Raw genomic sequence first — 25,056 nt, 5'->3', positions numbered from 1 at the left:
GCTGTGCTCGCCCGCCCGTATCGGCTGACTCGCGGGAGCGACTATCGTCTGGTCGTTCGTCGCGGATCCCGTTGTGGCGGGGCGCGTGTCATCACCTCGGTGTTGACCACGGGCGAGAACAGAGCCGCGAGGTTCGGATTCATCATCAGCAAGCAGGTGGGCACCGCAGTGGTGCGCAACTCCGTGCGTCGTCGGCTCAAGGCCGTGTGCGCGGAGGCGCTTCCACGGGTTCCTGAGGGCACGGATGTCGTCATCCGTGCCCTTCCTGCGTCTGCGACCGCCTCTTACGCGGAGCTCCGAGCCGATGTCGATCGGTGCCTCCTCCGCCTGGATCCGGCGGCTTCCGCGGTGTCGGCATGACCGCCCTTCCGGCGTCGTCCGTCGGGACCGCACATCTGCATGCGCAGGACCTGGTGCGGAGCATTCCGGTGATCCCGCGGAATCTCGTGCTGGGGTTCCTCACCGCCTACCGCAAGGTCATCTCGCCGATGTATGGAGATGTCTGTGCGTACTACCCCAGCTGTTCCGCCTACGCTGTAGGTGCGGTGCAGCAGCACGGCGCAGTGAAGGGGGCGGCGCTCTCCGCATGGCGCATCCTCCGCTGCAACCCCTGGACCACCGGCGGCGTCGATGACGTCCGTCCGCACGAACACTTCCGTTACGACCTGACCGCACACGGTTTCGTCGTCCCTTCCCGAAAGGACTGATCGGTGGGTCTTGACCTTCTGCTCGCCAGCGCGACTCCCAGCCCTCAACCGGCGGGGGGTGGCTTCGATCTGATCGGCACCATCCTGTGGCCGCTCAAGTGGGTGGTCGAGCTGATCCTCGTTGCCTGGCACTGGCTGCTGACGGCTGTCGGTCTGCCCGCGGCCTCCGGCATCACCTGGGTGCTGTCGATCGTCGGGCTCGTGATCGTCGTCCGTGCTGCTCTCATTCCGCTGTTCGTCAAGCAGATCAAGAGCCAGCGCAAGATGATGGAAATCGCTCCTGAACTGCGAAAAGTTCAGGAGAAGTACCGCGGCAAGAAGGATCAACTCTCTCGTGAGGCCATGAGCCGCGAGACCATGGCGCTGTACAAGAAGCACGGTACGACACCGATGTCGAGCTGTCTGCCGCTTCTGGTGCAGATGCCGATCTTCTTCTCGCTCTACAGCGTGCTGAGCGATGTCAGCAAGCACGCTCGAGACAACATCGGTGGTGTCGGTCTCCTCAGCCCGGAGCTGACGAAGGAGTTCTACGACGCGAAGCTGTTCGGTGTGGCGTCGCTGCACGAGACGCTGGGTAACGCGATCGATGCGCAGAACACGACGGCCATCATCATCCTGGTCACGCTCGTGGTGCTCATGATCGGGTCGCAGTTCTTCACGCAGCTGCAGATCATCTCCAAGAACCTGTCGCCCGAGGCCAAGACCGGCCAGGCGTACCAGATGCAGAAGATCATGCTGTACGTGTTGCCGCTGGGCTTCATCTTCTCGGGTGTCTTCTTCCCGCTCGGCGTCGTCGTGTACTGGTTCATCTCGAACCTCTGGACCATGGGTCAGCAGTTCCTCGTCATCCGCGAGATGCCCACTCCCGGTTCCGAAGCTGCCAAGGCACGCGAGGAGCGTCTTGCACGCAAGGGCAAGGCGATCGATTCCTCCGGCAAGGTCGTTCCGATGGCTGCCTACGAGGCTGAGCAGCAGCGTCTGCTCGAAGAGGCCGAGAAGGCGAAGGCAGAAGCACCGAAGCGTCAGCAGCCGGTCGGAAAGAAGCGTGCGAAGAAGAAGGGGAGCGGTTCATGAGCGAGACCATGACCGACAACACCGAGCCGACTGTGGCCCAGCTCGAGAACGAGGGAGACGTCGCGGCGGACTACCTCGAGGAGCTTCTCGACATCGCGGACATCGATGGTGATCTGAACCTGGATGTGCGGCAGGGTCGGGCATACGTCTCCGTCGAGGCTGAGGGCGATGCGCTGGCGTTGCTCTCCGCTCCGGACACCGTACAGGCTCTGCAGGAGCTGACTCGTCTCGCGGTGCAGAGCAAGACCGGTTCCTTCTCAAGACTGATCCTCGACATCGCAGGCTCGCGCGACACGCGTCGTCGCCAGCTGGAGACCCTGGTCGACGCCGCGGCTGCCAAACTCGACGAGGGTTCCTCCCAGGCATCTCTGCCCTCGATGTCGAGCTATGAGCGCAAGCTCGTCCATGACATCGCCGCCGAGCGGGGCCTGGTCTCCGAGTCCTACGGCGAGGGTGCTGACCGTCACACGGTCCTGCGCCGACGCTGACGTTTCACGTGAAACATCGGTCGAACGGGGACGCTCATGAGTGATCTCGAGCAGGAGCCCTCCTCCGCTGCCAGCCTCTTCGGGGATCGTATCGACGTGGCGCGTGCCTTCACGGCTGCTCTTTCCCGCGAGGGGGAGGAGCGCGGCCTCATCGGTCCCCTCGAGCTCCCGCGCCTGTGGACGAGACACATCCTCAACAGTGCGATCGCCGCTCCGCTGTTCCACGGTTCGGTGGCGGATATCGGTTCGGGGGCGGGCCTACCGGGGCTCGTGCTCGCGATCGCGCGTCCTGATGTGCAGTGGACGCTGATCGAGCCGATGGAACGACGGGTCATCTGGCTCAACGAGCAGGTGGAGGCGCTGGATCTGTCCAACGTCGTGGTGCTGCGAGCTCGCGCGGAGGACGTACGTCCTCCGGAGGGCTTCGATGTGGTCACTGCTCGTGCGGTGAGTGCGCTCCGTACCTTGATTCCGCTGACCGCACCGCTGGTTCGTGACGGTGGCGAGCTCACTCTGCTCAAAGGCATGAATGCAGCGAACGAGATCGATGCCGCACAGAAGCAGATCAAGAAGTTCCGCCTCTCGGACGTTCGCGTCGAGGTGCTGGGTGAGGGAGTCATCCCCGAGACGACTCGGGTGATTCGCGCGCGCGTCCGCTAGTCACGTCTTCATCGAAGGCGGATGTTTCACGTGAAACATCCGCCTTCGTGTTCATCGGCAGGGTCTCATCGCTCGGGCATCCACCGTCTCCGTGCGTTGGCGCCCGTAATGCCTCGCTCCGCGCGCGACCAACCAGGGCTATCACGATCTCGACGAGACCTACTGCCCATCTGAAAGCGGAGTCGCGCGCCGCACGCAGCGCGATGTTCGCCGGGAGGGGAGGCCCTATCGCCGCAGCTCCCCAGTTAGGACACATCGCCATCGCCATCGCCATCGCCATCGCCATCGGCATCATGTCGCTCGAATGGTTGCGCACTACGTCTCGTGAGCACCACTAGCCAGGCATGCTCGTGCGCTGCGTCGTGATGGCTCTGGTGCCGTCCGCGTACGCGGTGTTTCACGTGAAACGGGTACGCCAAAGAGGGGGAGTTCCGGGCGCGCGGCGTCCTGGGAGGAGAGTTGTCGACTCGGACATTTGGCGTGTAGCCCCGTGACATCCGTGGCGCGACATTCGAGGCACAACACCCCTGACGTGAAGCCCTGGCATAGACCCGGGGCGTTCGGGTTGCGCTAACCCCGCATGATGGGGCGGTCCACGTGAGAGCTCGGTGGCCGGGAATCGTCCGGACTAGGTTCAAGTGAATCCCGACATCGAAGGGTGGCGGCTTCATAATGTTGCTCTTCTACCGTGTTTCACGTGAAACATGCAGATCGGACCGCTGATGAAGCCCTCTCCGTCGAAGAGGGGGCTTGCTCTGCGCGGTAGAGAACAGATCTGTCGCGCGCCCAAGTCCCTGAGACTAGACGGAGTGTCGCAGGCAGCCGGCGGTGAGAAGCTCCTGGTGGCTGCTCGGTGGATGGCCTACGACGGCTTCATGGTCTTGCCTCTCGACGGTGTTTCACGTGAAACATGCAGACCGGACCACCTATGCCGGCCCTCTGGTCGAGGAGAGTGGGCTGAGTCATCCTCTGTCGCGCGTCCGGTCCCTGACAACAGACGGAGTGTCGCAGGCAGCCGGCGGTGAGAAGCTCCTGGTTGCTGCCCGGCGGATGGCATACGACGGCTTCGTGGTTTCGCCGGTCGACGGTGTTTCACGTGAAACATCCAGACCAGACCGCGTGTGACGGCCCTTTGGTCGAAGAGAGTGGGCTGAGTCATCCTCTGTGCAGTAGAGAACAGATCTCGACGTGCGCCGGAAGCGCCTGAGGATAGACGGAGTGTCACAGGCACCCGGGGGATAGAAGTTGTTGGTGCTGCGAGTCGGACGGCGCCCGCCGGCTCTGCCGACACAGGGACGTCTGAAACCACATGCGTGGCGCAGCGCAGGGGGGAGTTCCTCGCCGTGGCCGGCCAGAGGCGTGAGGACCACCCCCGTCTGGGTCAGTGGGTGGTGACACCGAAACATGACCGGCGTGGCGGTGCCGAGCGCAGCGAAGCTCGTCACTCTGTCGGCGATTCCATCTGACGGCCCCGGCACACTCCGTCTACTGTGGAGACTCCTGCAAGTGGGGTGCGCTGTACCCGCCAGCACCGGGAGAGGGCAGCCCGGCAGGCTAGCTGTCGTCATCATCGCCACAGTGCGCACTGTTTCACGTGAAACATCCGCCAAGCGATGCGGGGAGCGGAGCGCGAGAAGCCGGTCTGGCGGAGACTGGCCGCGGGAACGAGGACCCCGACGTGCTTCGCTCGAGCTGCGACAGTGCTCTCGTCATCGAACGTCTCTGCTTGCGATTAGAGTGGAACGCGGCCCCGAAAGGAGTGGATGTTTCACGTGAAACCATCCGAGAAGACATCCTCGAGCGAATCGTTCGGGATGGACACGCCGCTTGCGCGGGAACTCGCTGACCTCTCCGCCCGCAGGCGCGCACTCGAAGGGGTTGCCGTGGAGTTCACCGGCGAAACCCGCGTTCTCACGGTGTCGAACCAGAAGGGTGGCGTGGGAAAGACCACCACCGCCGTGAACATCGCTTCCGCACTGGCGGGGATGGGCGGGAAGGTGCTGGTCATCGACCTCGACCCGCAGGGAAACGCATCCACAGCCCTGGGAGTACCCCACAGTGCTGAGGTCTCCAGTGTCTACGACGTGCTGATCGACGAGCTTCCGCTGGCAGACATCGTGCAGCAGAGCCCGGAGGATCCCAACCTCTTCTGCGCACCGAGCACGATCCACCTCGCGGGGGCGGAGATCGAGCTGGTCGCGCAGGTCGCTCGAGAGCATCGTCTTCGTCGCGCGCTCGACGTGTACCTCGCAGAGCACCCGATGGACTTCGTCATCATCGACTGCCCACCCTCCCTGGGCCTGCTCACGATCAACGCCTTCACCGCCGCGACAGAGGTTTTCATCCCCATCCAGTGCGAGTACTACGCACTGGAAGGATTGAGCCAACTGCTCGGCAGCATTCAGATGATCCAGAAGCACCTGAACCCGGTGCTCCACCTCTCGACGATCCTGCTGACGATGTTTGATGGGCGTACCCGTCTGGCACAACAGGTCGCGGAGGAAGTGCGGACGCATTTCCCCGAGCAGGTGCTGGAGACCGTGATCCCTCGATCCGTACGGGTATCCGAGGCCCCGAGTTTCGGCCAGACCGTGATCGCCTACGACGCCCAATCCGCCGGCGCGATCGCATACCGTGAGGCCGCTGTTGAGATCGCGTCGCGCAGAGCGACGCAGAGCAAGGAGAAATGATGGCGAAGCGCACTGGACTGGGCCGGGGCATCGGTGCCCTCATCCCCACGGCGGATCAGTCGGAACGTCCCGTCGATGTCTTCTTCCCGGGCGCGAGCCTGCGACAGACGAGCACCGAGGCGGCTCCCGTGGCCGATGCCGAGGCGCCGGAGCTCGAGAATGTCCCCGGCATTCATCTGGTCCAGGTCGACCCGAACAGCATCGTCGCGAATCCGCGTCAGCCTCGGACGCACTTCGACCCCGAGGATCTCGCAGAGCTGGTGCACAGCGTCCGCGAGTTCGGGGTGCTGCAGCCCGTCGTGGTTCGAAAGAACGCCGATGGCGAGTACGAGCTCATCATGGGGGAGCGCCGCACGCGCGCCGCGCGCGAGGCCGGCCTCGACGTCATCCCCGCGATCGTCCGTGACACCGCAGACGAGGATCTGCTGCGCGACGCCCTGCTGGAGAACCTCCACCGTTCAGAGCTGAACCCGCTCGAAGAGGCCTCTGCATACCAGCAGCTGCTCGACGACTTCGGAATCACCCAGGAGGAACTGGCCACGCGCATCGGCCGTTCCCGCCCGCAGATCAGCAACACGATTCGACTGCTGAAGCTCCCCGTCCCGGTGCAGCAGCGGGTGGCTGCCGGAGTGCTCACTGCCGGGCACGCGCGAGCGATCCTGAGTCTCGAGACACCGGAGTCGATGCAGCGCCTTGCGGACAAGGTCGTGAATGAAGACCTCTCGGTGCGCGCGACGGAGGAAGCGGCGAAGGCACAGCCCCGTGCCGGGTCGTCCGCGAAGCCGACCCCGGGTGCGCGACGCGCGTATCTGGATGAGGTGGCCGGCAAGCTCGGCGACCGTCTCAACACGCGTGTGAAGATCGCACTGGGAGCGCGAAAAGGGCAGGTCACTATCGATTTCGCTTCCATCCAGGATCTCAATCGGATTCTCGAGGAGCTCGGAGAAGGCGGTTACGGCTCGTCGAAGTGAGGTCCCGCCAGCGGCAGCGCTAGCCTAGACTCGCGTCATCGTGACGACGAGGGGGATGTCATGTCAAGAACAGCCGGTCCAGCAGCCATCAAACGCCGTGTGATCGCGGTCAGCATCGCCGCCGCGTTAGGTGGATTCCTCTTCGGATTCGACACGGCTGTGATCAACGGCGCGGTCGACGCGCTCGCGGGCGATGTGTCCGGATTCGACCTCGGTACTGCGCTCAAGGGCTTCGCCGTGTCGTCAGCCCTCATCGGATGTGCCGTGGGCGCCTGGTTCGCCGGCCCCGTCTCCAACAAGTACGGACGCATCCCCGTGATGGTGGTCGCAGCCACCATGTTCTTCATCTCGGCGATCGGATCCGGTCTCGCCTTCAGCGTCGTCGACCTCATCATCTGGCGGGTGATCGGGGGACTGGGTGTCGGAGCCGCCTCCGTGATCGCGCCGGCGTACATCGCCGAGGTGTCACCCGCAGCGATCAGAGGTCGCCTGGGCTCGCTGCAGCAGCTGGCGATCGTCACCGGTATCTTCGCCGCGCTGCTCTCCGATGCGCTGCTCGCAGGCATCGCCGGCGCGGCGGACCAGCCGCTGTGGGGACTCACCGCCTGGCGCTGGATGTTCATGGTCGCCGCGATCCCTGCGCTGGTCTACGGACTGGTCTCGCTGCGACTCCCGGAATCTCCGCGCTATCTGGTGCGCAAGGGCGAGCTGAAACGGGCGGCAGACGTGCTGGAGACCGTCACCGGCACGGTCGATGTCCAGGGCAAGATCGAGGAGATCACCGGCACGATCAACACGGAGCGCTCGGAATCGTTGCGTGATCTGCGTGGTAATCGCCTGGGGCTGAAGCCCATCGTCTGGATCGGCATCCTGCTGTCCGTTTTCCAGCAGTTCGTCGGTATCAACGTCATCTTCTACTACTCGACGACGCTCTGGCAGTCGGTGGGCTTCGATGAGTCCAGTGCTCTCCTGACCTCCGTCATCACCTCGGTCACGAACATCGTGGTCACGATCGTGGCGATCCTGCTCGTCGACAAGGTCGGTCGCCGGATCATGCTGCTGGTGGGCTCGGTCGGCATGACCGTGACGCTCGGCCTCATGGCAGTGGCCTTCTCGTTCGGCACACTGGATGCGCAGGGGACGGCGACGCTCCCCGACCCGTGGGCCACGATCGCCCTGGTCTGTGCGAACGGATTCGTGGTGTTCTTCGGTGCGAGCTGGGGGCCGCTGGTCTGGGTTCTGCTCGGCGAGATCTTCCCGAACTCCATCAGAGCCGGAGCCCTCGCGGTGGCCGCAGCGGCACAGTGGGTCGCCAACTTCTTCATCTCCACCACCTTCCCGGCCTTCGCCGAGATCGGCCTCACGTTCGCCTACGGGTTCTACGCGTTCTTCGCGCTCCTGTCGTTCTTCTTCGTGTTCTTCAAGGTGCCGGAGACCAAGGGCAAGGAGCTCGAGGACATGACGGAGAACATGAAGGTGGAGCGCCGGCGGGGTCCGCAGCCGACGTAGGCTGGGAGTATGACCGAGTCCGTACAGCGCCGCGCCAGCCTGGAGGTGTTGCGCGCCGAAGCGTCGGACGAACTCGCGGTCCTCATCCAGGAGCGGCTTCTCGGCGGAGAGGATCCGTGGGAGTTCATGGAGGAGCTCCCGAGCGTCGACGAACTCGTCGTCTACCTGCTGCGCGCCGACAACATCAATGCGAACGACGGTGTGCGCCCCAATGCGGCCAGGCACTACCGGGTGCTGCGGCAGATCGCCCTGGAGTACCCGGAGCTCACATCGGCCGTCTGGGGCCTCCTCGACGAGAAGCAGCGCCATCGCCGCTGGGACCCGACCGTCGCCGACGCCTCCTGACGTGGAGGTCGTGCTCGTTCCGCACGACCCGACGTGGTCGGAGACCTTCGTACATGTCGCGGCGGAACTGCGCAGGCATGGGAATCCGGACTGGCTCGTCGAACACGTCGGATCCACGGCGATCCCCGGGATGAGCGCGAAGCCGATCATCGACGTCGCGGTGCGCATCGCCGATGACGAAGACCTCGAGCTGCATCGACCTGGGCTCGAGGCCGCAGGATGGGCGGTCGGGAGCAGTGTGCGAAGCCATCGGGTGATGATCATCGAAGAGAACGGTGTACGCACGCGAATCGCCCACTTCTTCGAAGCCGCCGATTGGGATCAGGTGAACCAGCGCATCCTTCGCGACTGGCTGTTGCAGAATCCGGAGGATGCCCGGCTCTACGAGCGGGCGAAGCACGCTGCGGTTGACGCCTCGCGCAGGGGAGACGAGTCGTACAACGCGGGGAAGACCGCGGTGGTTCAGCTCCTCGTCGACCGTGCACGTGCTGCTCGCGGGCTGCCGTCGGTCTCCGTGTACGACAAAGACTGACCAGAGCGGTCCGCGGGACGACTCGGGGCGGACACGAGAAAGGGCCGTACCTCCCCGGGAGGTGCGGCCCTTCGTCTCGGGGGACTCAGCCGATGAACGCGGCCAGGTCCTTCTCCAGCGCGAACTTGGGCTTCGCGCCGATGATGGTCGTCTTGACCTCACCGCCGTGGAAGACCTTCATCGCCGGGATCGACGTGATCTGGTACTTCATCGCCAGCTCAGGGTTCTCGTCGACGTTGAGCTTGAGGATGGTGATCTTGTCGGGGTTGTCCGCCTGGATCTCGTCCAGGACCGGTGCGACCATACGACACGGACCACACCACTCGGCCCAGAAGTCCACCAGCACGGGACCGTCGGCCTGCAGAACGTCCTGCTCCCAGGTCGCCTGGCTCGTAGCCTTTGCACTCATCAGAGTTCTCCTTGATTCGAGGTTCGCCTGCTACAACAGCGGGCGAGGGAAAAGTGTTCCCGCCCCTACGCGGTGGCGGTGAGGATCTCCGCGGCCTCGGCGGCCGGAACCTCCACGGAAGGGTCTTCGAGGTCGGCCAGGAAGTGCTCCGCGTCGAGAGCAGCGACCGTGCCGGAGCCGGCCGCCGTGATGGCCTGACGGTAGGTGGGGTCGATCACGTCACCGGCAGCGAAGACTCCCGGAACCGACGTCTTCGACGAGCGGCCGTCGACCCAGATGGTGCCTTCCGGCGTGAGCTCGAGCTTGTCGTGCACGAGGTGCGTGCGCGGGTCGTTGCCGATCGCGATGAAGAGCCCGTCGAGCGGGAGGTCGCTGAGCGTGCCGTCGACCGTGGAACGCAGCTGCACACCGGTCACGGAGTCGCCTCCGAGGACCTCGGCGACCTCGCTGTTCCACACGAACTCGATCTTCTCGTTCGCGAAGGCGCGCTCCTGCATGATCTTCGAGGCCCGCAGGGTGTCCTTGCGGTGGATCACGTAGACCTTGTCTGCGAAGCGGGTGAGGAACGTGGCCTCTTCCATGGCGGAGTCGCCACCGCCGACGACGGCGATCGTCTTCTCGCGGAAGAAGAATCCGTCGCACGTGGCGCACCAGGAGACGCCGTAGCCGGAGAGGCGCTCTTCGCCGGCGATGTCGAGCTTGCGGTACGCCGAGCCGGTCGCGTAGATGAGGGACTGCGTCTCGTGCTCCGCACCGCTGCCGAGGATGACCTTCTTGACGGGCCCCTCGAGCTGGAGTTCGGTGACATCGTCGTAGACGACCTCGGTGCCGAACTTCTCCGCCTGCTCCTGGAACTTGGCCATGAGCTCAGGTCCCTGGATCCCTTCGGGGAAGCCGGGGTAGTTCTCGACCTCGGTGGTGTTCATCAGCTCTCCGCCGACCTCGACGGAGCTCGCGATGAGCAGCGGCTTGAGGTTCGCCCTGGCCGCGTAGATGGCAGCCGTGAATCCGGCGGGGCCGGAGCCGATGATGATGACCTGACGCATGTGATCTCCGTCTTAGAAACTGCAGTCGAATGACCTTCGAATGCTTCAACCCATGGTAACTGCGAGGCATTCCCTGCGCAGGGTGGGGCGCAGGCCGCGGAGCGGTCTGGGTGGGTGGATCAGCGCCCGGGGAGGAACCGGCGGACGAGAGCAGTGCCGGCCTTGAGCTCGGGGGCGCGCATCACGGCGAGGATCGCGACGTAGACGACCACCACGACGAGGCCGATGATCGCGGTTGCGAGAGTTCCTGAGATGACGCTCGACGTGGCCCAGCCCGTCGTTCCTCCGAGGAGCAGGAAGGTGCCCCATCCCGCGAGGCCTGCGGGGACGCCGGCGACCGAGAACCGCAGGATGGAGAGCACCCACGATCCGACGTGGAGTCCGCCGATCTTCTTGTGAAGCAACCACGTGGCGACGATCGTCTGCAGAGTGCTGGCGATCGATTGCCCGAGCGCCACAGCCGCGGCGAGCTCGGTGAGCTGCAGGGCGCCCGCCTGCAGGAAGGCCCATGCGGCGAGGGCGGTCCCGACGATGAGGGCGCACTGGAAGATGGTGAACCAGAACGGCGTACGTGTGTCGTCGTACGCGTAGAACGTCCGCTGGACGATGAAGAGGATCGTGAGCGGGATGAGCCCGATCAGATAGCACAACAGCACGAGGGCAGCAGCCTGTGCATCGCCGGCGGTCTTCGTGAACACGCGGGACGCGGGGATCGCTGCGGCAGCCACCGCCGCGACCGCAGCGACGATGAAGAAGAGCAGCGTGCGGATGCTGCGGGAGATGTCAGCGCGCACCTCGTCATGGCGCGCTGCGGCTGCGTGCTCGCTGATCTGCGTGAAGTACGGCGTACCGATGGACAGGACGATGATGGAGTACGGGAGCATGAAGATCAGCCACGCGTTCCCCGTCACGGCCGCGGAAGAGCCTACGCCAGATGCCGCGGCCACGATCCGCCCTTGCACGATCCCCGCTGCGAGGCTCGCGAAGGCCATGAGGAACGTCCATCCAGCCAGACGCCCGACGTTGCCGAGGCCGACACCGCGCCACTGGAAATCCGGCTTGAGTGAGAGGCCCGTTCGTCGCCAGAACAGCAGCAGCACAACGGCCTGGAGCACGATTCCACCGGTGGCGATTCCACCGAGCGCGTTGATCATCTCGGGCGTCCAGTCCGCCGCCCTGGTCGGAACGGGCGCGAAGAGAGCGCCGATGAGAACGAACCCGATGATCGAGACGATGTTGTTGATGACGGGGGCCCACGTGAACGGACCGAAGATGCGACGGGCATTGAGTGCCTCGCCGAGAAGTGCGTACAGGCCGTAGAAGAGGATCTGCGGGAGACACCAGTACGCGAGCGCTGTCGCCATCGCCTGGACGGAAGGGGGCGCCGTGCCGGCCACGATCGCCACCAGCCACGGTGCCGCGGCCGTCGCGATGGCTGTCACCGCGACGAGGACGACCGTGCCCAGGGTGAAGAGCTTCGAGATGAAGGCGTTCCCGCCATCCGCATCCGCCGTGGCTTTGACGATCTGCGGGACGATGACCGCCGTGAGGATCCCGACGGAGATGAGGGAGAACACGCTGTTCGGAAGTGTGTTCGCGAAAGCGAAGGCGTCGGCCGGACCCGAGCCGACAGCGCCAATGACCGCGACGAGGACGATGCTGCGCAGGAGCCCGGTGACGCGTGAGACGAGGGTGCCGGCGCCGATGATGGCGCTCGCCCGGCCGAGGCTACTCATTCGTATCCGGGGTCGAGGACGTGTCGTGGGCCGATGACGTGCCGTTGCTCGGTGTCCCATCCGGTCGGGCGTTCACGGCGTCCTCTTCCAATGACTCGATCTCTGCTTCCACAGCCGCCTCCTCGGCGGCCTCGCGGCGCTTGCGGCGGACGGTGCGGATCACGCCGAGCACGATGAGGAGTGCGGCGAGGCCCCCGAAGACGATGAGGCCGATGGTCTCCCACTCCGCTCGTACAGCTACCCTGATCTTCTGCTGATCCTGGATCTGCACGCCGGTGGGGCTGTAGAGGCTGAGGCGCAGGTCGACCTCGCCGCTGCCGACCCGTGCGGACACCGGGACCTTGACGCGCTTGGTGGAGTTCGCCTCGACGACCGTCTCCGTCACCGGCTTCACCTCGAGTCGAGGGTCGGTGGGGGAGACGAACAACTGCACCGTCACCGGCCACGGCAGGTCGTTGCGCACGGCGATCGGCAGATCAGCGTTTGCGGTGAGCAGTTGGATCGTGCTCGACGGGGGGATGCTCACGGCGGCGAGCGTCTCCGAGGTGCGCTTCTGGTGCTCTTCGACCTTCTTCGCGAAAGCCTTCGCCGACGATCCGACGGACAGCGTCCGGAGGATCCTGATGCGTTCAGGGCTCAGCAGTACCTGCGGGTCAGCGAGGATCGACGAGAAGGCGGTGAGCGTTCCCTCGTCGGCCAAGAGGGTCGTCACCGCTGCCGCACGCGCGGGATCGGCTTCCGATGTGAGCGCGGCCGATGCGGGCGGGGTGGCGCGCAGTGCCGAGAGTTCGAATCCGATCGAATCGGCCGTGGAGATCGCGTCGCGCAGCGCGTCCGCATTGCGGTTCTCGTCGCGGTCGAGCCCGATCAGCAACGGGGCACCCGCGACGCGGCTCTCAGCCAGTGTCAGGAGCGCGGCGGCTTCGGCCAGGAGCCGTTGACGATCGACGGAGTCGGCCTCCGCGGCGACCTGGGAAAGAGTCTGCGACAGGCCGCTGTCGGTGACCAGGAGGTCGTGCCCGCCGACGGTGGCGTGCGCGGCGCTCTGTCCGCCCAGCGCTGCGGAGGAGACGATCGTGCTCGTCCCCTCACCCAGGTAGCTCGCGAAGGTGTCGAGATCCTCTTCTCGCAGCTCGTCGTCCGGCCACAGGATCTGAGGGAGCGCGCCATCGATCGCCGTGAGCTCCGCGTCGTCGGGCAGCTGAGGAGTGCCGGTCGGGCTGGGTGTCGGGCCCGGTGTCGCGGTCGAGTCCGCCGTCGGCGACGACGTGGCAGGCGTCTGCGGAAAGTCGGCGGGGTTCAGGAACGTCGCCAACGTCGTCGGCTGCAGCAATGCGGGTAGACCCGCCTGCGCTTGCGCCGTCGCATCCGCATCACCGAACTGCAGTGCGAACCGCGTGTTCGGCAGAGCTTCCAGTCGGTCGAGCCAGTCCCGCGCGGTCTCCGGAGCCGCGGAACCCAGAGCGCGGATTGCGGCGAGAATAGCGGGATCGATGGCGAGCACCGCAGTGGTGCCGGCCACACCGTCGAGCTGAGCGGTCAGGGCACCCTCGGGTCCGGTGAGAGTACTGAGTTCCTCCGCGCTCAACAGCACGCCGTTGTCGGGGGTCGCCGTGAGCGGGACCATCACGCCGACCTGAGCGGTCTGGGAATCGGCGACGACGAGCACGCTGGTCGCCGTGGCCTCGACCGTCGCCGAACGATCCTCAGGCGTGTTCTCCGTCTTGGCACCCGTGAGCTCCGCCCGCAGCGGGTAGACACCGGGGGCGAGGGCGCCGAGGGTCTCGGCAGGGACGAAGACCGTGGTCATGCCGGAGGCACCGGCATCGAGCGCGGCCGTCGTGTCGGAGCCGATCGTGTCGAAATCGCCCGGTGCCTCGCCCTCATCGAGCCAGTTCGTGACCGAGGCTTCGTCCGTCAGGGGAGTTCTGCTGAGCTCCACCTGCACCTGACCACTCGACAGCTTCGATTCCGTCTCGTTCTGCACCGTGAGCATCGCCGTGGTGGAGGAGCCGGGGGCGACGAGGCCGCGCAGACCTGCGGAGACATGGAAGGCGACGCTCGCTTCCTCGTCGGAAGCGGACCCGCCGGCGGCGACGGCCGTGCTCGGTGCGACGGCCGCGCAGGCGCCCAGCACGATAGCGAGGACGGCGGTCCCGCCTGCGAGCCTTCGCAGGCGCGCACGGAGGCCGTGCTCGGGGGTGATGGCGGTCATGAGGGTCTTCCTCGAACGCCCGGAACGGGGCTGCTCGTGAGTACTGACCTCCTGATTCTAGGAGGCACAGGGAAGGAGAACCCTGAAGACGCGTAGAGTGACGGCCGTGTCCGACACCCCCACACCTCACCCAGACCCTCTTCGCACCTCCGCGCTGGCCGCTGATCTCGATGCCGCCGACTTCCGGTCCGCACCTCTCCGTCGCCTGTGGGGCGAGGAGGCGGACGACGCCCTCGCCAGGGGGATGCGCGAGCCGATCCTGCGGGCCATCGCCGAGGACTCCGGAGTCCTGGCCACCCTCGGCCGTCTGCTGGTACTCGGCATGAGTCAGCCGCGTGCGGCGGTCGCCGCCGCGCTGCCGAACCTCGGAGTGGACGGACTCCAAGCGCTCGGACTCGCCACCGCGGATGCCGAGGTGGTGACCCCGACGGCCCTGTTGCGTCCGCAGTCCTTCGTGGATGCCGAGGGTGTCGGCGAGTGGTGGATCGCCAGCGACCTCGACGAGGTCGCCCTCGACGGCCCTCTCCCCGCCGATCATGTGCTCGGCGTCGGTGGAGCCTCGCGCACCCTCGCCGAGACGATCGTGCCCATCCAGGTCGATCGCGCTCTCGACCTCGGCACCGGGTGCGGGATCCAGGCGCTCCTCGTCGCCCGTCGTGCCGGCACGGTGGTCGCGACCGACATCTCGGTCAGGGCACTGGCGTTCGCCGAGCTCAACGCGCGGGTCAACGGGGTGACCAACATCGAGTTCCGTCACGGCAGCATGTTCGACCCCGTCGCGGGCGAAGCGTTCGATCTGATCGTCTCCAATCCGCCGTTCGTCATCACACCGCGGGTGGAGGGCGTCCCCGCGTATGAGTACCGCGACGGCGGACTGGTGGGCGATGCCCTCGTCGAGCAGTTCGTGCGGAGCGCTCCGGCGCATCTGACGCGGAACGGAATCGCGCAGCTGCTCGGCAACTGGGAGTCGCGGGCAGGGGTCACCGGTCTCGCCCGTCTGGAGGCCTGGGTGCCGAGCGAGCTCGACCTCTGGGTCGTCGAACGGGAGGAGCTGTCGCCGTTGGGGTATGCCGAGCTGTGGATCCGCGACGGGGGCACCACCCCGCGTGACCCGGCATTCACTCCGTTGCTGACCGCCTGGCTCGATGATTTCGCCGCCCGCGGCGTGACCTCGATCGGCTTCGGTTACGTGCTGATGCGTCGAGGTCTGTCGTCCCCTCCACTCCGGCGCACGGAGCGGATCTCCCAGCAGGTGTCGAACGTCGGTGCCGCGCTCGGAACCGGGCTTGTCGCGCATGACGCGCTCGCCGAGGGGATCCCCTCGACACTGCTGACGGCGCCCGATGTCACCGAGGCCCGCCACCTGCTGCCGGGCAACGACGACCCCAGCGTCATCGAACTGCGACAGGGTGGCGGTTTCGCGCGCACCGTGAACGTGGACCCTGCGCTCGCCGGGTTCGTCGGGGCCTGCGACGGCGACCTCACCGTGGTGCAGATCGTCTCGGCCCTGGCCGACCTCTTCGAGGTTCCCCTCGCAGACCTGTGGGCCGAACTCGAGCCCCGCATCAGATCGCTCGTGCTGGACGGCATCCTCGTACCGGGGGAATAGCTGAGGGATACATGCGTTGGAATAGATCATGAAGGCTTTCGGATTCCTCTCCTTCGGGCACTATGCAGACGTGCCCGGCTCAGCCACCCGCACCGCGGGCGACATGCTGAAGCAGACCATCGAGATCGCCGAGGGCGCAGACGAGATCGGTGTGAACGGCGCCTACGTGCGCGTGCACCACTGGGCGCGTCAGGCCGCCTCGCCGATGCCCCTGCTGAGCGCCATGGCCGCGCGCACGAAGCGCATCGAGGTCGGGACGGGCGTGATCGACATGCGCTACGAGAACCCGTTCCAGTTCGCCGAGGAGGCCGCCGCTCTCGACCTGATCTCCGACGGCCGCATCGCCCTGGGCGTGAGCCGCGGTTCACCCGAGACGGCTCTGCGCGGCTATGAGACCTTCGGATACGTCGACGAGGAGGACACCGAGCGGGGCAGCGTGATCGCTCGGGAGAAGTTCGACCTGTTCCTCCGTGCGATCGACGGCGAAGGTATCGCCCCCGGAGATCCCCGCATGGTGGGTGCCGGCCGCTACCTCGCGATCGAGCCGCAATCCCCGACCCTGCGCGACCACATCTGGTGGGGATCAGGTTCACGCCCGACGGCGATCGAGACCGGCCGCAAGGGACTCAACATGATGAGTTCGACCCTGGTGACCGAGGCCACAGGGCAGCCTTTCCACGAGTTGCAGCGCGAGCAGATCGACCTCTTCCGCTCGGCCTACAAGGAAGCAGGGCACACGGGCACGCCGCGCGTCTCCGTCAGCCGCAGCGTGTTCCCCCTGGTGTCCGACATGGACCGCGCCTACTTCGGACTTCGCAGCGAGGAGAACGCCGATCAGATCGGCATCATCGACGGATTCCGTTCCACGTTCGGCAAGACCTACGCGGCAGAACCCGACGTGCTGATCGAGCAGCTCCGACAGGACGAGGCGGTGATGGCGGCCGACACGCTGATGCTGACCATCCCGAACCAGCTCGGACCCGAGTACAACCTGCACGTGCTGGAGTCGTTCGCGAAGCATGTGGCTCCGGCGCTCGGGTGGAAGCCGAACACGGAGGGTCCCGTCCAGGGCGATCCGGTCTGAGCGGGATCGCCGACCTTGACACGAGTCGCTTGACACGGAGCGTTGGAGCACTGACGCTGGGGAGGCTGCGCCGATCGACGCAGCCTCCCTTCATGCCTTCGGAGGCAAACCATGACCCGTGTTCGCGTCGATCTCAACATCTCGCTCGACGGCTTCGCCACGACGACGGACCAGACCCCCGAGAACCCCTTCGGTGAGGACTGGGGCCGGCTGACGGCGGCGTACACGGCCACGCGCACGTTCCACGAGCGTGTCTTCCTCGACACCAGCGGGACGGGAACGACAGGCGTCGACGAGAAGTACGCCGCGCACTACTTCGAGAACATCGGCGCCGAGATCATGGGCGCCGGGATGTTCGGGCTCCACGCCAACCCGGACGACCCGGACTGGCGCGGCTGGTGGGGCGAGGAGCCGCCGTTCCGCGCCCCGGTGTTCGTGCTGACCCACACCCCGCGGCCTTCGATCGAGTTCGCCAACGGCACGAGCTTCCACTTCCTCTCTGCTTCTCCCGAGGAGGCGCTGCAGAAAGCGGTCGAGGCGGCCGCCGGAGCGGACGTGCGGATCGGTGGAGGACCCACGACCGTGCGCGAGTATCTGCGCGCGGGGCTGGTCGACGACCTGCACGTCGGCATCACCCCGATCCTCATCGGCGACGGGCTCCGACTCTGGGACGACCTGCGCGGACTCGAGTCCGGTTACCGCGTCACCTCGGAGGTCGCGGAGTCGGGCGTCACGCACATCACCTTCTCCCGAGAGGATTGACGCGCGCGGCAGGGCGGATCTGGGAGGCTGGACCGGTGCGCATCCGACCCTTCCACCCTGAAGACACCGATGCCGTCGTCGCCCTGTGGGAGGCGGCGGGGCTCACGCGGCCGTGGAACGATCCTCGGAAGGACATCGCCCGGAAGCTGACGGTGCAGCCCGAGCTGTTCGTCGTGGCGGAGGACGAGACGGGGCGCATCCTCGGCTCGGTCATGGCGGGCTACGACGGGCATCGCGGGTGGATGAACTACCTCGCCACGCAGCTCGACGCGCGAGGACTCGGAGTGGGCAGGGAGCTCGTGGCCCACGTTGAGGCCCGTCTGCGCGACCTGGGATGCCCGAAGGTGAACCTGCAGGTGCGTTCCGGCAACGCGCAGGTGGTCGACTTCTACCGCAGGCTCGGCTACGAGATCGATGACACGGTCGACCTGGGCAAGAGGCTCATCCCCGACGTGTGATCGCGGAGAATTCCCTTCTCGACGATCCGGTATACCAGTACTCTGACCGCATGCGTCTGCGTCGTAGGGGGATCATCGCCGGAGTCATCGGGCTCGTCGCCGTGCTCGTCGGCGCCATCCCCGCTGTTGCCGCCACCACGTCATGGGCCACTTGGCAACCGCTCGCGGGCACTGGAGGTGCCTTCACGACAACAGTCCAGGTGGCACCCCACCCTGCACTCACCGCCACCATGACCAGCGATTCGCGCGCAGGCCAGGTCGGCGTGATCACCGGTGCATCCACGTGGCTGGCCGAAGGGACCCCCTTCGGAGCCGAGTACGGATCCAGCAGGGATCAGCCGTACCTGAACTTGCGGCCCAGGGCCGACAACGCCACGAGCCCGTCGACGACGACCTATTCGTTCGCCGCGCCGACCCCGACGTCGGGCTGGGCCTTCGCGTTGGGTGACATCGACTCCGACAGCGTGCGGATCCATGCCGTCGCTCCTGACGGGCACGTGCTCACAGCGGCGGAGATCGGCCTCAGGGACCTCTTCAACTACTGCGCTCCCGGGGTCGTGGGAAAGCCCGCGTGCACCGGCGCGGTCGGCGACGTGCCGACATGGGATGCCGCGACCCTCACCCTCACCGGGAACGCGGCAGCTGCCGACACCAACGGATCCGCGGCGTGGTTCGAGCCGTCGACTCCGATCCGCTCCCTCAGCTTCATCTTCACCCGGCGATCCGGTCTTCCCGTCTACCAGACGTGGTTCGTCTCGGCTGCGAATGACATCCGAGGATCGGTCGTCGACGTGGACACCGGGGCGCTGGGCGGTGTCGCCCTCGCACTCACCGACGGCAACGGCACGATTGTGGGCAGGACGACCACCGCGCCGGACGGCACCTACTCGTTCCCCGGGTTCATCGCCACGGACGGCTACCGGGTGAGTGTGACGGCACCGCAGGGCAAGATCGCGGTCGGTGAGACGACGACGTCGGTGAACCTCAGCAGCGGCAATGCGGAAGATGTCGACTTCACGGTGCGCGACATCGTGCCGTCCCCCGTCACCGGGCGCGTGGTGGACACGGAGGGAAACCCCATCGCCGGCGTCGTCGTGACGATCGACGCACAGACCAGGACCACCGACGCCGACGGCAGATATTTGTTCGACATGGTCCTCGATGGGCTGCAGGAGGTGACCATCACCGTTCCAGCCGGGTACGCCGTCGACACGGCGCCGCCGGGCTTCGTGGTCCCGGCGGACAACGAGGATCTGATCACACTCACCGACTTCGTCATCGAGGCGAACCCGAGCCTGAGCGGGGTCGTCCGATGGAACGGCGGCGGTGTGCCAGGCGTCACAGTCACGGCCGTGCAGCAAGGGGGCGGCACCCTCACCACGGTGACAGGCGCGGATGGAGGCTACACGTTCCCCCGCCTTCCGGCCGGCAACTACACGGTCACGATGACGACGCCCGATGGCTACGCCGCGACATCTCCGCTCAGCCGCACAGCACCGGTCGCGGAGATGGACGTCACAGGCGTGGACTTCGACCTCGCCCGGCTGGGGGCGCTCGACGGCACGGTGCGCACCGACGGCGGTGAACCCGTCGGAGGTGTGGTGATCGATGTCTCCGGTCCCGTCCCGGCACAGCTCACGACGGGTGCCGACGGCACCTACAGTCTCGGCAGCCTCCCTCCGGGCAACTATGAGCTGATCGTGCGCGCGCCCGAGGGCACCACGATCGTCGGGGCGGGAACCCGCAGCGTCATGATCTCCGATGTCGGCGAGTCCGTCGAAGGACAGGACTTCACCCTCGCCGCGGCCGTCGTCCCACCGTCACCGTCGCCGTCACCCGAGCCGTCGACCGGGAGCTCGAACAGCAACGGCAGTGGTCGCATTCCGGCGACCGGCCTCGGTGCCGAAACGTTCGCCTGGGCGGCAGGTGGTGCCGCGGTGATCCTGCTCGGGGCGACTCTTCTGGTCGTCGCCCGCCGTCGCGCCGGCCGGAAGTAACGCGGCGCCCGCTTTCGTGGTCAGCTGCCCTCGGGCGGTCCGAACAGCTCTTCGCCGTGCTCGTGGAGGAGCTTGTAGGCGTCGGCGAAGGTCTCCGGTTCCGGCTCCCCAGGTTTCCCGTAGCGCGCGAGGAGCAGGCCGAGCAGTCCGCGTGCGGGCGGAGTGAGCGGCTTCAGCTGATCCTTCTCACCGGGCTGGGGTGCCGTGTCCTCCGGATTCGGAGGCGTGTACGCGGGCGTGGTCACCGGCCAGTCGGACGGGTGCCGGGGTTTGTCGAGATTCACCACGTTCAGGAGAGTGTTCGCCGACGCGTCCCGGTCGTTGAGCGGCTTGAGTCCGTGCAGGCGCGAGAGGGTGGCGGTCACCGAGCCGTGATGCATCTCGTCGTGGATGATGCTGCCCCGCTTCGTGTAGGCCGACACCGCGATGGCCGGGACACGGCAGCCCAGTCGATCGAACGTGAAGCCCATCTCGCCCGGCCCGGTATCGGGGGTGGGCTTCGTCACGGCGGGCGGCGGCACGTGGTCGTAGCAGCCGCCGTGCTCGTCGAACGTGATGAGCAGCAGAGTGTTGACGGCGTTCGACCCCTTCGGGGAGGCACTCGTGCGCACCGCCTCGTAGATGTCGTGGATGAGCCTGTCGCCCGCCCGCACATCCGAGATCGCGCTGTCGAACACGGGCTCGCCGTCGACCTCGCTCTCACGCGGCGACCCGAAGGGCGGATGGAAGTCGTTGTGGTCGTAGACCATCCGCGGCTCGATGAAGGCGTAGGCGGGGAGGGTGCCGGCCTTCGCCTCGGCGTAGAAGTCCTCCATCGTGCCGAAATGGTCGGTACGCCAGTACTTCTCCAGCACCGCGGCATGCAGCATCCCCGTGAACGAGACGAGCTGGAGCTTGTCGATGTAGATCTTCCAGCTCACCTTCTCGTCCTCGAGCCGATTGAACACCGTCGGCGCGGCCGGCGCATCCAGCCATTTCCGGTAGCCGCCGCCGGCCTGATTGGTCACGAAGCCGTGAGACGTGGAGGCGTGGAAGAACGAGCGGTTGCAGAAGGTCTGGGAGGGAACGCCGGCATACCAATGGTCGAACACCGCGAACTCCGAGGCAAGCGTGGACAGGACGGGCAGCATCTCGGGCGAGAACGAGCCCATGATGTGCGCCGCCTCTTCGGGCTTCGGGTCGACGCCCTTGCGTAGTCGCCGGAAGTTGATGATGTAGTCCTCGAGAAACCCCGACATCGTCGCCTTCTCGCCGTGGGTTGGGGCGTTGAAGGGGGCGGTCATCTCGTCGACGAAGAGGTCGGCGTTGGTCTTCGGGTCGACCGTGCCGAAGATCTGCGTGTTGACGTGCGGATACTCCTCGCCCGGATCCGGGTCGGGGAGGCTCATGATCCGGTCGGTGTCACCGGTGTACACGTGTGCATCGACGACCGTGCCATGGGACGAGGTGTTGCTGTACGAGCCGAAGTCGAGCCCCTCGAACGTCTCACCCTGCGGCAGGGTCTGCTTCGAGTAGAGGTAGCCGAGCAGGTTGTCGAACGAGCGGTTCTCGCCCATCACGACCACGAGATGGTCGAACCCCGGCTCGCTGCGCGGAGTGAGGGCGGCGAAGGGGTCGGCGTCGGCCACGAAGCCGTCACGTGCATTGCCGGCGATCGACGCGCCGATCGCTGCCCCACCCGCGCCGCCGACGACCGCGCCCGCGAGAGCTGCTCCGCCGACCTTGAAGAATCCCCGGCGGGAAGCATCGCGGGGAGCATCGGGGGAGGGGGACTCTTCTTCGGCCATGTCGCGATCCTACGACCGCGGGACGGTTGCCGTAGGGAGGACTAGGCGGCGGCGATCCAGAGCACGGCGCCGTCGCGCCAGCCCAGACCGGCCCTACCCTCAGGGATCGGCTCCTCGTGCCGCGGGCGGACGACGCGCATCCGCTTACCCGCAAGCTCCACGATGTAGACGATGTCGGCGCCGCGGTAGACGTGCGCGACGACCTCGACGCTCACCGGGGCATCCGCACCCACGACGGGGGAGAGGCGCAGGTCCTCCTGGCGGAGCACCACTTCTCCCGCTCCATCGGGACCGGCGCCGGTCATCGGCACCTGGATCGTGGTGCCGTCGAGGGTGGCCACCGCTCCGGAACGGGTCGCCGGAAGCAGGTTCGCCGCGCCGATGAAGTCCGCGGCGAAGGGGGTGCGGGGAGCACCGTAGAGCTCGGCGGGTGCGCCCTCCTGCTCGATCACGCCCGCGTTCATGAGCACGATGCGGTCGGAGAGGCTCATCGCCTCCTCCTGGTCGTGCGTGACGAACACGGTCGTGAGCCCGAGCGTGCGGTGCAGTTCCTTCAGCTCGACCTGCATGTCCTCACGCAGACGGGCGTCGAGGTTCGACAGCGGCTCGTCGAGCAGCAGTACGCGGGGCTCGAACGCGATGGCACGGGCCAGAGCCACGCGCTGCTGCTGTCCGCCCGAGAGCTGCGCAGGCATCCGATCGGCGAGGTGGCCCATCTGCACGCGCTCCAGCGCCCGCACGGCGAGCTCCTTCTGCTCGGCCTTCGACTTCTCGCCGGACATCCGCAGGCCGAAGCGCACGTTCTCGGCGACGCTCATGTGCGGGAAGAGCGCATAGCTCTGGAACATCATGCCGAGGTGCCGCTTCTCGGGCGGGAGCTTGTTCACATCCTGCCCCGCGATCTCGATCGTTCCGCTCGTCGGCGACTCGAGGCCCGCGATGCAACGCAGCAGCGTCGTCTTCCCGCACCCCGAGGGGCCGAGCAGGGAAACGAACTCTCCGGACTGCATGGAGAGATCGATGCCCTTGAGCACCGAGGTCCCCTTGAAGTCCTTGGTGAGTGAGGTGATGGTGAGTGTTGTCATCAGACGAACAACCTTCCCAGGCCGATGATGCGTTCGAGCACGATCATGAGGACGACGGTGAGCAGGACCATCAGGGTCGAGACGGCCGCCACGGTGGGCGACGTGCTGAACTCCAGCTGGCCGTAGATGGCGATGGGCAGCGTCTCCAGCTGCGGGGTGCGCAGGAAGAGGGCGATGACCGCATCGTCGAACGAGATGTTGAAGGCGAAGAAGGCGCCGGCCGCGATACCGGGACGGGCGATGGGGAGCACGACCAGGCGATAGCGATTCCAGGTGCTGGCGCCGAGGGTGCGCGCCGCCTCTTCCGTGAAGTGGTCGGCGCGGGTCATCACCCCGGTCACGGTGCGCATGACGTAGGGGATGGCGATCACCACATGGATCGCGATCAGCACACCCACGTTCGGCGCCCCGATCGTGAGGGACGAGATGGACAGCGCCCCGATCGCGAGGATGATCGTGGGGATCGTCAGCGGCGACATCAGCAGACCCTGGATGGCGGCACCGCCGGGAACCTTGAAGCGCGTGAGCGCGAGCGCCGCCGCGGTGCCGATGGAGGCGGCGACGATCGCGACCGTGACGCCGACCAGCAGGCTCAACCGGAACGGCTCGAGGTAGGTGTCGGAGGTGAGCGCCTCGACGTACCAGTCGAGGGTGAAGCCCTGACCGGGGAATGTCAGGAAGCGGTTCTCTCCGATGGAGGCACCGGCGACCACCATGAGCGGCACGAGCATGTAGAGCGTCACGACGACGCCGAGGATGATGGCGAGGACCCTGCCGAGGATAGGAACGGAACGGACCATGGTCACACCTTCTGCTTCCCGAGTCGGGACGTGGCCGCGAGCACGAGCATGACCCCGGCGAACAGCAGCACGGCCTGCGCGGCCGCGAACGACCAGTCGAGGTTGGTGGTCGCATCGATGTAGATCGTCTGGGCGAACACCGGGATCTGCGCTCCGCCGATGAAGCGCGGGGTGATGAACGAGCTCACCGAGAGGACGAACACGAGTGAGGCGCCGGCCACGATGCCGGGGATCGCGAGGGGGAGGACGACGTGCCACAGCGTGCGCCAGAACCCGGCGCCGAGGGTGCGTGCGGCTTCTTCGAGCTGCGGGCGGATACCCGAGATCACGCCAAGGATGCTGAGCACCGCGAACGGCAGGAGCACCTGGACCATCGCGATCACGACGCCGGTCTCGGTGCCGAGGAAGCCCTGTGTGCCCCCCACGAGGAACTCGGCCCCGGGGATCTTCATCAGCAGCCCTGACGGGCCCATCAGGACCACCCAGCCGAACGTGCGGACCACGACGCTGGTCATGAGGGGCAGGATGACGACGATCAGCAGGAAGGAGCGCACCTTCGAGCCGGCGCGTGCCATGACGTAGGAGAGCGGGATGGCGATGATCAGCGTGATCACCGTCTGGATCACCCCCAGGCGGAGCGAACGGAGCGCCGCCTGGAGGTGATATTCACTCGTGAACAACCGGGTGAAGTTGTCGAGGGTGAACCCGCCTGCCGACGACTGCACGCTCATGAGGAGCATGCCGGCCACCGGGGTGACGAAGGCGAGCGCGAGCAGCACGATCGCCGGCAGGAGCAGGAGCCAGGGCTCCCTACGGGTTCGCACACTCATTTGGTGATCAGCGCATTCCACTCATCGGTCCAGGCCGGTCGCGAAGCCGCGACGTCGCCGGGAGCGTAGACGACGACCGTCTCGAGCTCGTCGCCCGTCAGCACGTTGTCAGCGGCTTCGTCGGAGAGCTCGGTCTTGGTGTTGACCGGCGAGTACCGCATGTTCTCCGCGAAGACGGCCTGCGCTTCGGGGCGCAGTTCGAAATCGATGAAGAGCTTCGCGAGGTCGGGGTTGTCCCGGCCTTCGACCACGTTCGCCGTGA

The 25,056-nt window shown here is 66.4% G+C and carries 22 protein-coding genes and 2 pseudogenes; 15 read left to right on the top strand and 9 right to left on the bottom strand.

Features of this window, described 5'->3' with window-relative positions:
• Positions 1–3: 3 nt before the first annotated feature.
• The 10 genes and pseudogenes from rnpA (at position 4) to DSP71_RS06315 (ending at position 8,976) form a co-directional block, all read left to right on the top strand.
• On the top strand, positions 4–360 hold the full coding sequence (gene rnpA / locus DSP71_RS06360; RefSeq protein WP_113680664.1) for a ribonuclease P protein component: 357 nt from the start codon (positions 4–6) through the stop codon (positions 358–360).
• A complete protein-coding gene (yidD, locus tag DSP71_RS06355; protein ID WP_046747966.1) occupies positions 357–707 on the top strand; it encodes a membrane protein insertion efficiency factor YidD in 351 nt (116 codons plus the stop codon). Before rnpA ends, yidD begins: the two co-directional genes overlap by 4 nt.
• A gap of 3 nt (positions 708–710) precedes the next feature.
• A complete protein-coding gene (gene yidC, locus DSP71_RS06350) occupies positions 711–1,781 on the top strand; it encodes a membrane protein insertase YidC (protein WP_058630955.1) in 1,071 nt (356 codons plus the stop codon).
• A complete protein-coding gene (locus tag DSP71_RS06345; protein WP_113680663.1) occupies positions 1,778–2,269 on the top strand; it encodes a R3H domain-containing nucleic acid-binding protein in 492 nt (163 codons plus the stop codon). Before yidC ends, DSP71_RS06345 begins: the two co-directional genes overlap by 4 nt.
• Positions 2,235–2,929, top strand: a pseudogene (rsmG, locus tag DSP71_RS06340) (16S rRNA (guanine(527)-N(7))-methyltransferase RsmG). The gene DSP71_RS06345 and the pseudogene rsmG overlap by 35 nt, the downstream one beginning before the upstream one ends.
• 1,814 nt (positions 2,930–4,743) lie before the next feature.
• On the top strand, positions 4,744–5,619 hold the full coding sequence (locus tag DSP71_RS06335) for a ParA family protein (RefSeq protein ID WP_227751222.1): 876 nt from the start codon (positions 4,744–4,746) through the stop codon (positions 5,617–5,619).
• The gene (locus DSP71_RS06330) at positions 5,619–6,590 is read left to right on the top strand and encodes a ParB/RepB/Spo0J family partition protein (RefSeq protein WP_174799742.1); all 972 of its coding nucleotides are present in this window, start codon (positions 5,619–5,621) and stop codon (positions 6,588–6,590) included. Before DSP71_RS06335 ends, DSP71_RS06330 begins: the two co-directional genes overlap by 1 nt.
• A 60-nt stretch (positions 6,591–6,650) precedes the next feature.
• Positions 6,651–8,099, top strand: coding sequence for a sugar porter family MFS transporter (locus tag DSP71_RS06325; RefSeq protein ID WP_208644284.1), 1,449 nt, complete (start codon positions 6,651–6,653; stop codon positions 8,097–8,099).
• 9 nt (positions 8,100–8,108) lie between these two features.
• The gene (locus DSP71_RS06320; protein WP_046747959.1) at positions 8,109–8,444 is read left to right on the top strand and encodes a hypothetical protein; all 336 of its coding nucleotides are present in this window, start codon (positions 8,109–8,111) and stop codon (positions 8,442–8,444) included.
• A 1-nt stretch (position 8,445) separates the two neighbouring features.
• Complete coding sequence (locus DSP71_RS06315; RefSeq protein WP_179516369.1) at positions 8,446–8,976, top strand: GrpB family protein; 531 nt, start codon at positions 8,446–8,448, stop codon at positions 8,974–8,976.
• An 85-nt stretch (positions 8,977–9,061) separates the two neighbouring features.
• On the opposite strand, the gene trxA is transcribed toward DSP71_RS06315, so the two are convergent.
• The 4 genes from trxA to DSP71_RS06295 form a co-directional block, all read right to left on the bottom strand.
• Positions 9,062–9,385 (bottom strand): thioredoxin, encoded by a 324-nt coding sequence (gene trxA, locus DSP71_RS06310; RefSeq protein ID WP_021201395.1) that lies wholly within the window; start codon positions 9,383–9,385, stop codon positions 9,062–9,064.
• 65 nt (positions 9,386–9,450) lie between these two features.
• Positions 9,451–10,431: a thioredoxin-disulfide reductase gene (gene trxB, locus DSP71_RS06305; RefSeq protein ID WP_046747958.1), complete on the bottom strand. Its 981-nt coding sequence runs from the start codon at positions 10,429–10,431 to the stop codon at positions 9,451–9,453.
• Positions 10,432–10,550: 119 nt separating this feature from the next.
• A complete protein-coding gene (murJ, locus tag DSP71_RS06300) occupies positions 10,551–12,167 on the bottom strand; it encodes a murein biosynthesis integral membrane protein MurJ (protein ID WP_113680658.1) in 1,617 nt (538 codons plus the stop codon).
• Positions 12,160–14,382, bottom strand: coding sequence for a DUF6049 family protein (locus DSP71_RS06295; protein ID WP_220151083.1), 2,223 nt, complete (start codon positions 14,380–14,382; stop codon positions 12,160–12,162). The genes murJ and DSP71_RS06295 overlap by 8 nt, the downstream gene beginning before the upstream one ends.
• 97 nt (positions 14,383–14,479) lie before the next feature.
• Here DSP71_RS06295 and DSP71_RS06290 point away from each other — a divergent pair, with 97 nt between their 5' ends.
• The 5 genes from DSP71_RS06290 to DSP71_RS06270 all read left to right on the top strand — a co-directional run bounded on the left by DSP71_RS06290 (position 14,480) and on the right by DSP71_RS06270 (position 20,292).
• Positions 14,480–15,991: a methyltransferase gene (locus DSP71_RS06290; RefSeq protein ID WP_174799743.1), complete on the top strand. Its 1,512-nt coding sequence runs from the start codon at positions 14,480–14,482 to the stop codon at positions 15,989–15,991.
• Positions 15,992–16,019: 28 nt separating this feature from the next.
• A complete protein-coding gene (locus tag DSP71_RS06285; protein WP_046747955.1) occupies positions 16,020–17,075 on the top strand; it encodes an LLM class flavin-dependent oxidoreductase in 1,056 nt (351 codons plus the stop codon).
• A gap of 111 nt (positions 17,076–17,186) precedes the next feature.
• Positions 17,187–17,837, top strand: a complete 651-nt coding sequence (locus tag DSP71_RS06280; protein ID WP_113680657.1) for a dihydrofolate reductase family protein — start codon at positions 17,187–17,189, stop codon at positions 17,835–17,837.
• Between the two features lie 35 nt (positions 17,838–17,872).
• Entirely contained in the window at positions 17,873–18,295 is a 423-nt protein-coding gene (locus DSP71_RS06275) for a GNAT family acetyltransferase (RefSeq protein WP_061015202.1), read from the top strand.
• 50 nt (positions 18,296–18,345) lie between these two features.
• Positions 18,346–20,292 carry a collagen binding domain-containing protein gene (locus DSP71_RS06270; RefSeq protein WP_113680679.1) on the top strand — a complete coding sequence of 649 codons (1,947 nt, stop codon included), beginning with the start codon at positions 18,346–18,348 and terminating at the stop codon, positions 20,290–20,292.
• 20 nt (positions 20,293–20,312) lie between these two features.
• Here the strand turns inward: DSP71_RS06270 and DSP71_RS06265 are convergent, their stop codons facing one another.
• The 5 genes and pseudogenes from DSP71_RS06265 to DSP71_RS23225 form a co-directional block, all read right to left on the bottom strand.
• Entirely contained in the window at positions 20,313–22,079 is a 1,767-nt protein-coding gene (locus DSP71_RS06265) for an alkaline phosphatase family protein (protein WP_113680656.1), read from the bottom strand.
• A gap of 41 nt (positions 22,080–22,120) precedes the next feature.
• Positions 22,121–23,164, bottom strand: coding sequence for an ABC transporter ATP-binding protein (locus DSP71_RS06260; RefSeq protein WP_113680655.1), 1,044 nt, complete (start codon positions 23,162–23,164; stop codon positions 22,121–22,123).
• Positions 23,164–23,964: an ABC transporter permease gene (locus DSP71_RS06255; protein ID WP_218867878.1), complete on the bottom strand. Its 801-nt coding sequence runs from the start codon at positions 23,962–23,964 to the stop codon at positions 23,164–23,166. The genes DSP71_RS06260 and DSP71_RS06255 overlap by 1 nt, the downstream gene beginning before the upstream one ends.
• Positions 23,965–23,966: 2 nt before the next feature.
• Positions 23,967–24,794, bottom strand: coding sequence for an ABC transporter permease (locus DSP71_RS06250; protein ID WP_046748493.1), 828 nt, complete (start codon positions 24,792–24,794; stop codon positions 23,967–23,969).
• Positions 24,791–25,056, bottom strand: a pseudogene (locus tag DSP71_RS23225) (ABC transporter substrate-binding protein); the annotation flags it as partial. The pseudogene DSP71_RS23225 and the gene DSP71_RS06250, both read right to left, overlap by 4 nt.

The sequence above is a fragment of the Microbacterium sp. H6 genome, assembly GCF_003314775.1.
Classification (GTDB): Bacteria; Actinomycetota; Actinomycetes; order Actinomycetales; family Microbacteriaceae; genus Microbacterium; species Microbacterium oxydans.
This window is presented reverse-complemented; position numbering and strand designations above follow the sequence as displayed.

Coding starts and splice junctions, on each gene's coding strand:
- DSP71_RS06325 (WP_208644284.1), top strand. CDS start 6,651: ATGTCAAGAACAGCCGGTCCAGCAGCCATCAAACGCCGTGTGATCGCG.
- DSP71_RS06265 (WP_113680656.1), bottom strand. CDS start 22,079: ATGGCCGAAGAAGAGTCCCCCTCCCCCGATGCTCCCCGCGATGCTTCC.
- DSP71_RS06260 (WP_113680655.1), bottom strand. CDS start 23,164: ATGACAACACTCACCATCACCTCACTCACCAAGGACTTCAAGGGGACC.
- murJ (WP_113680658.1), bottom strand. CDS start 12,167: ATGAGTAGCCTCGGCCGGGCGAGCGCCATCATCGGCGCCGGCACCCTC.
- DSP71_RS06335 (WP_227751222.1), top strand. CDS start 4,744: ATGGACACGCCGCTTGCGCGGGAACTCGCTGACCTCTCCGCCCGCAGG.
- DSP71_RS06280 (WP_113680657.1), top strand. CDS start 17,187: ATGACCCGTGTTCGCGTCGATCTCAACATCTCGCTCGACGGCTTCGCC.
- trxB (WP_046747958.1), bottom strand. CDS start 10,431: ATGCGTCAGGTCATCATCATCGGCTCCGGCCCCGCCGGATTCACGGCT.
- DSP71_RS06345 (WP_113680663.1), top strand. CDS start 1,778: ATGAGCGAGACCATGACCGACAACACCGAGCCGACTGTGGCCCAGCTC.
- trxA (WP_021201395.1), bottom strand. CDS start 9,385: ATGAGTGCAAAGGCTACGAGCCAGGCGACCTGGGAGCAGGACGTTCTG.
- DSP71_RS06255 (WP_218867878.1), bottom strand. CDS start 23,964: ATGGTCCGTTCCGTTCCTATCCTCGGCAGGGTCCTCGCCATCATCCTC.
- yidD (WP_046747966.1), top strand. CDS start 357: ATGACCGCCCTTCCGGCGTCGTCCGTCGGGACCGCACATCTGCATGCG.
- DSP71_RS06295 (WP_220151083.1), bottom strand. CDS start 14,382: ATGACCGCCATCACCCCCGAGCACGGCCTCCGTGCGCGCCTGCGAAGG.
- DSP71_RS06250 (WP_046748493.1), bottom strand. CDS start 24,794: ATGAGTGTGCGAACCCGTAGGGAGCCCTGGCTCCTGCTCCTGCCGGCG.
- DSP71_RS06330 (WP_174799742.1), top strand. CDS start 5,619: ATGGCGAAGCGCACTGGACTGGGCCGGGGCATCGGTGCCCTCATCCCC.
- DSP71_RS06270 (WP_113680679.1), top strand. CDS start 18,346: ATGCGTCTGCGTCGTAGGGGGATCATCGCCGGAGTCATCGGGCTCGTC.
- DSP71_RS06285 (WP_046747955.1), top strand. CDS start 16,020: ATGAAGGCTTTCGGATTCCTCTCCTTCGGGCACTATGCAGACGTGCCC.
- DSP71_RS06320 (WP_046747959.1), top strand. CDS start 8,109: ATGACCGAGTCCGTACAGCGCCGCGCCAGCCTGGAGGTGTTGCGCGCC.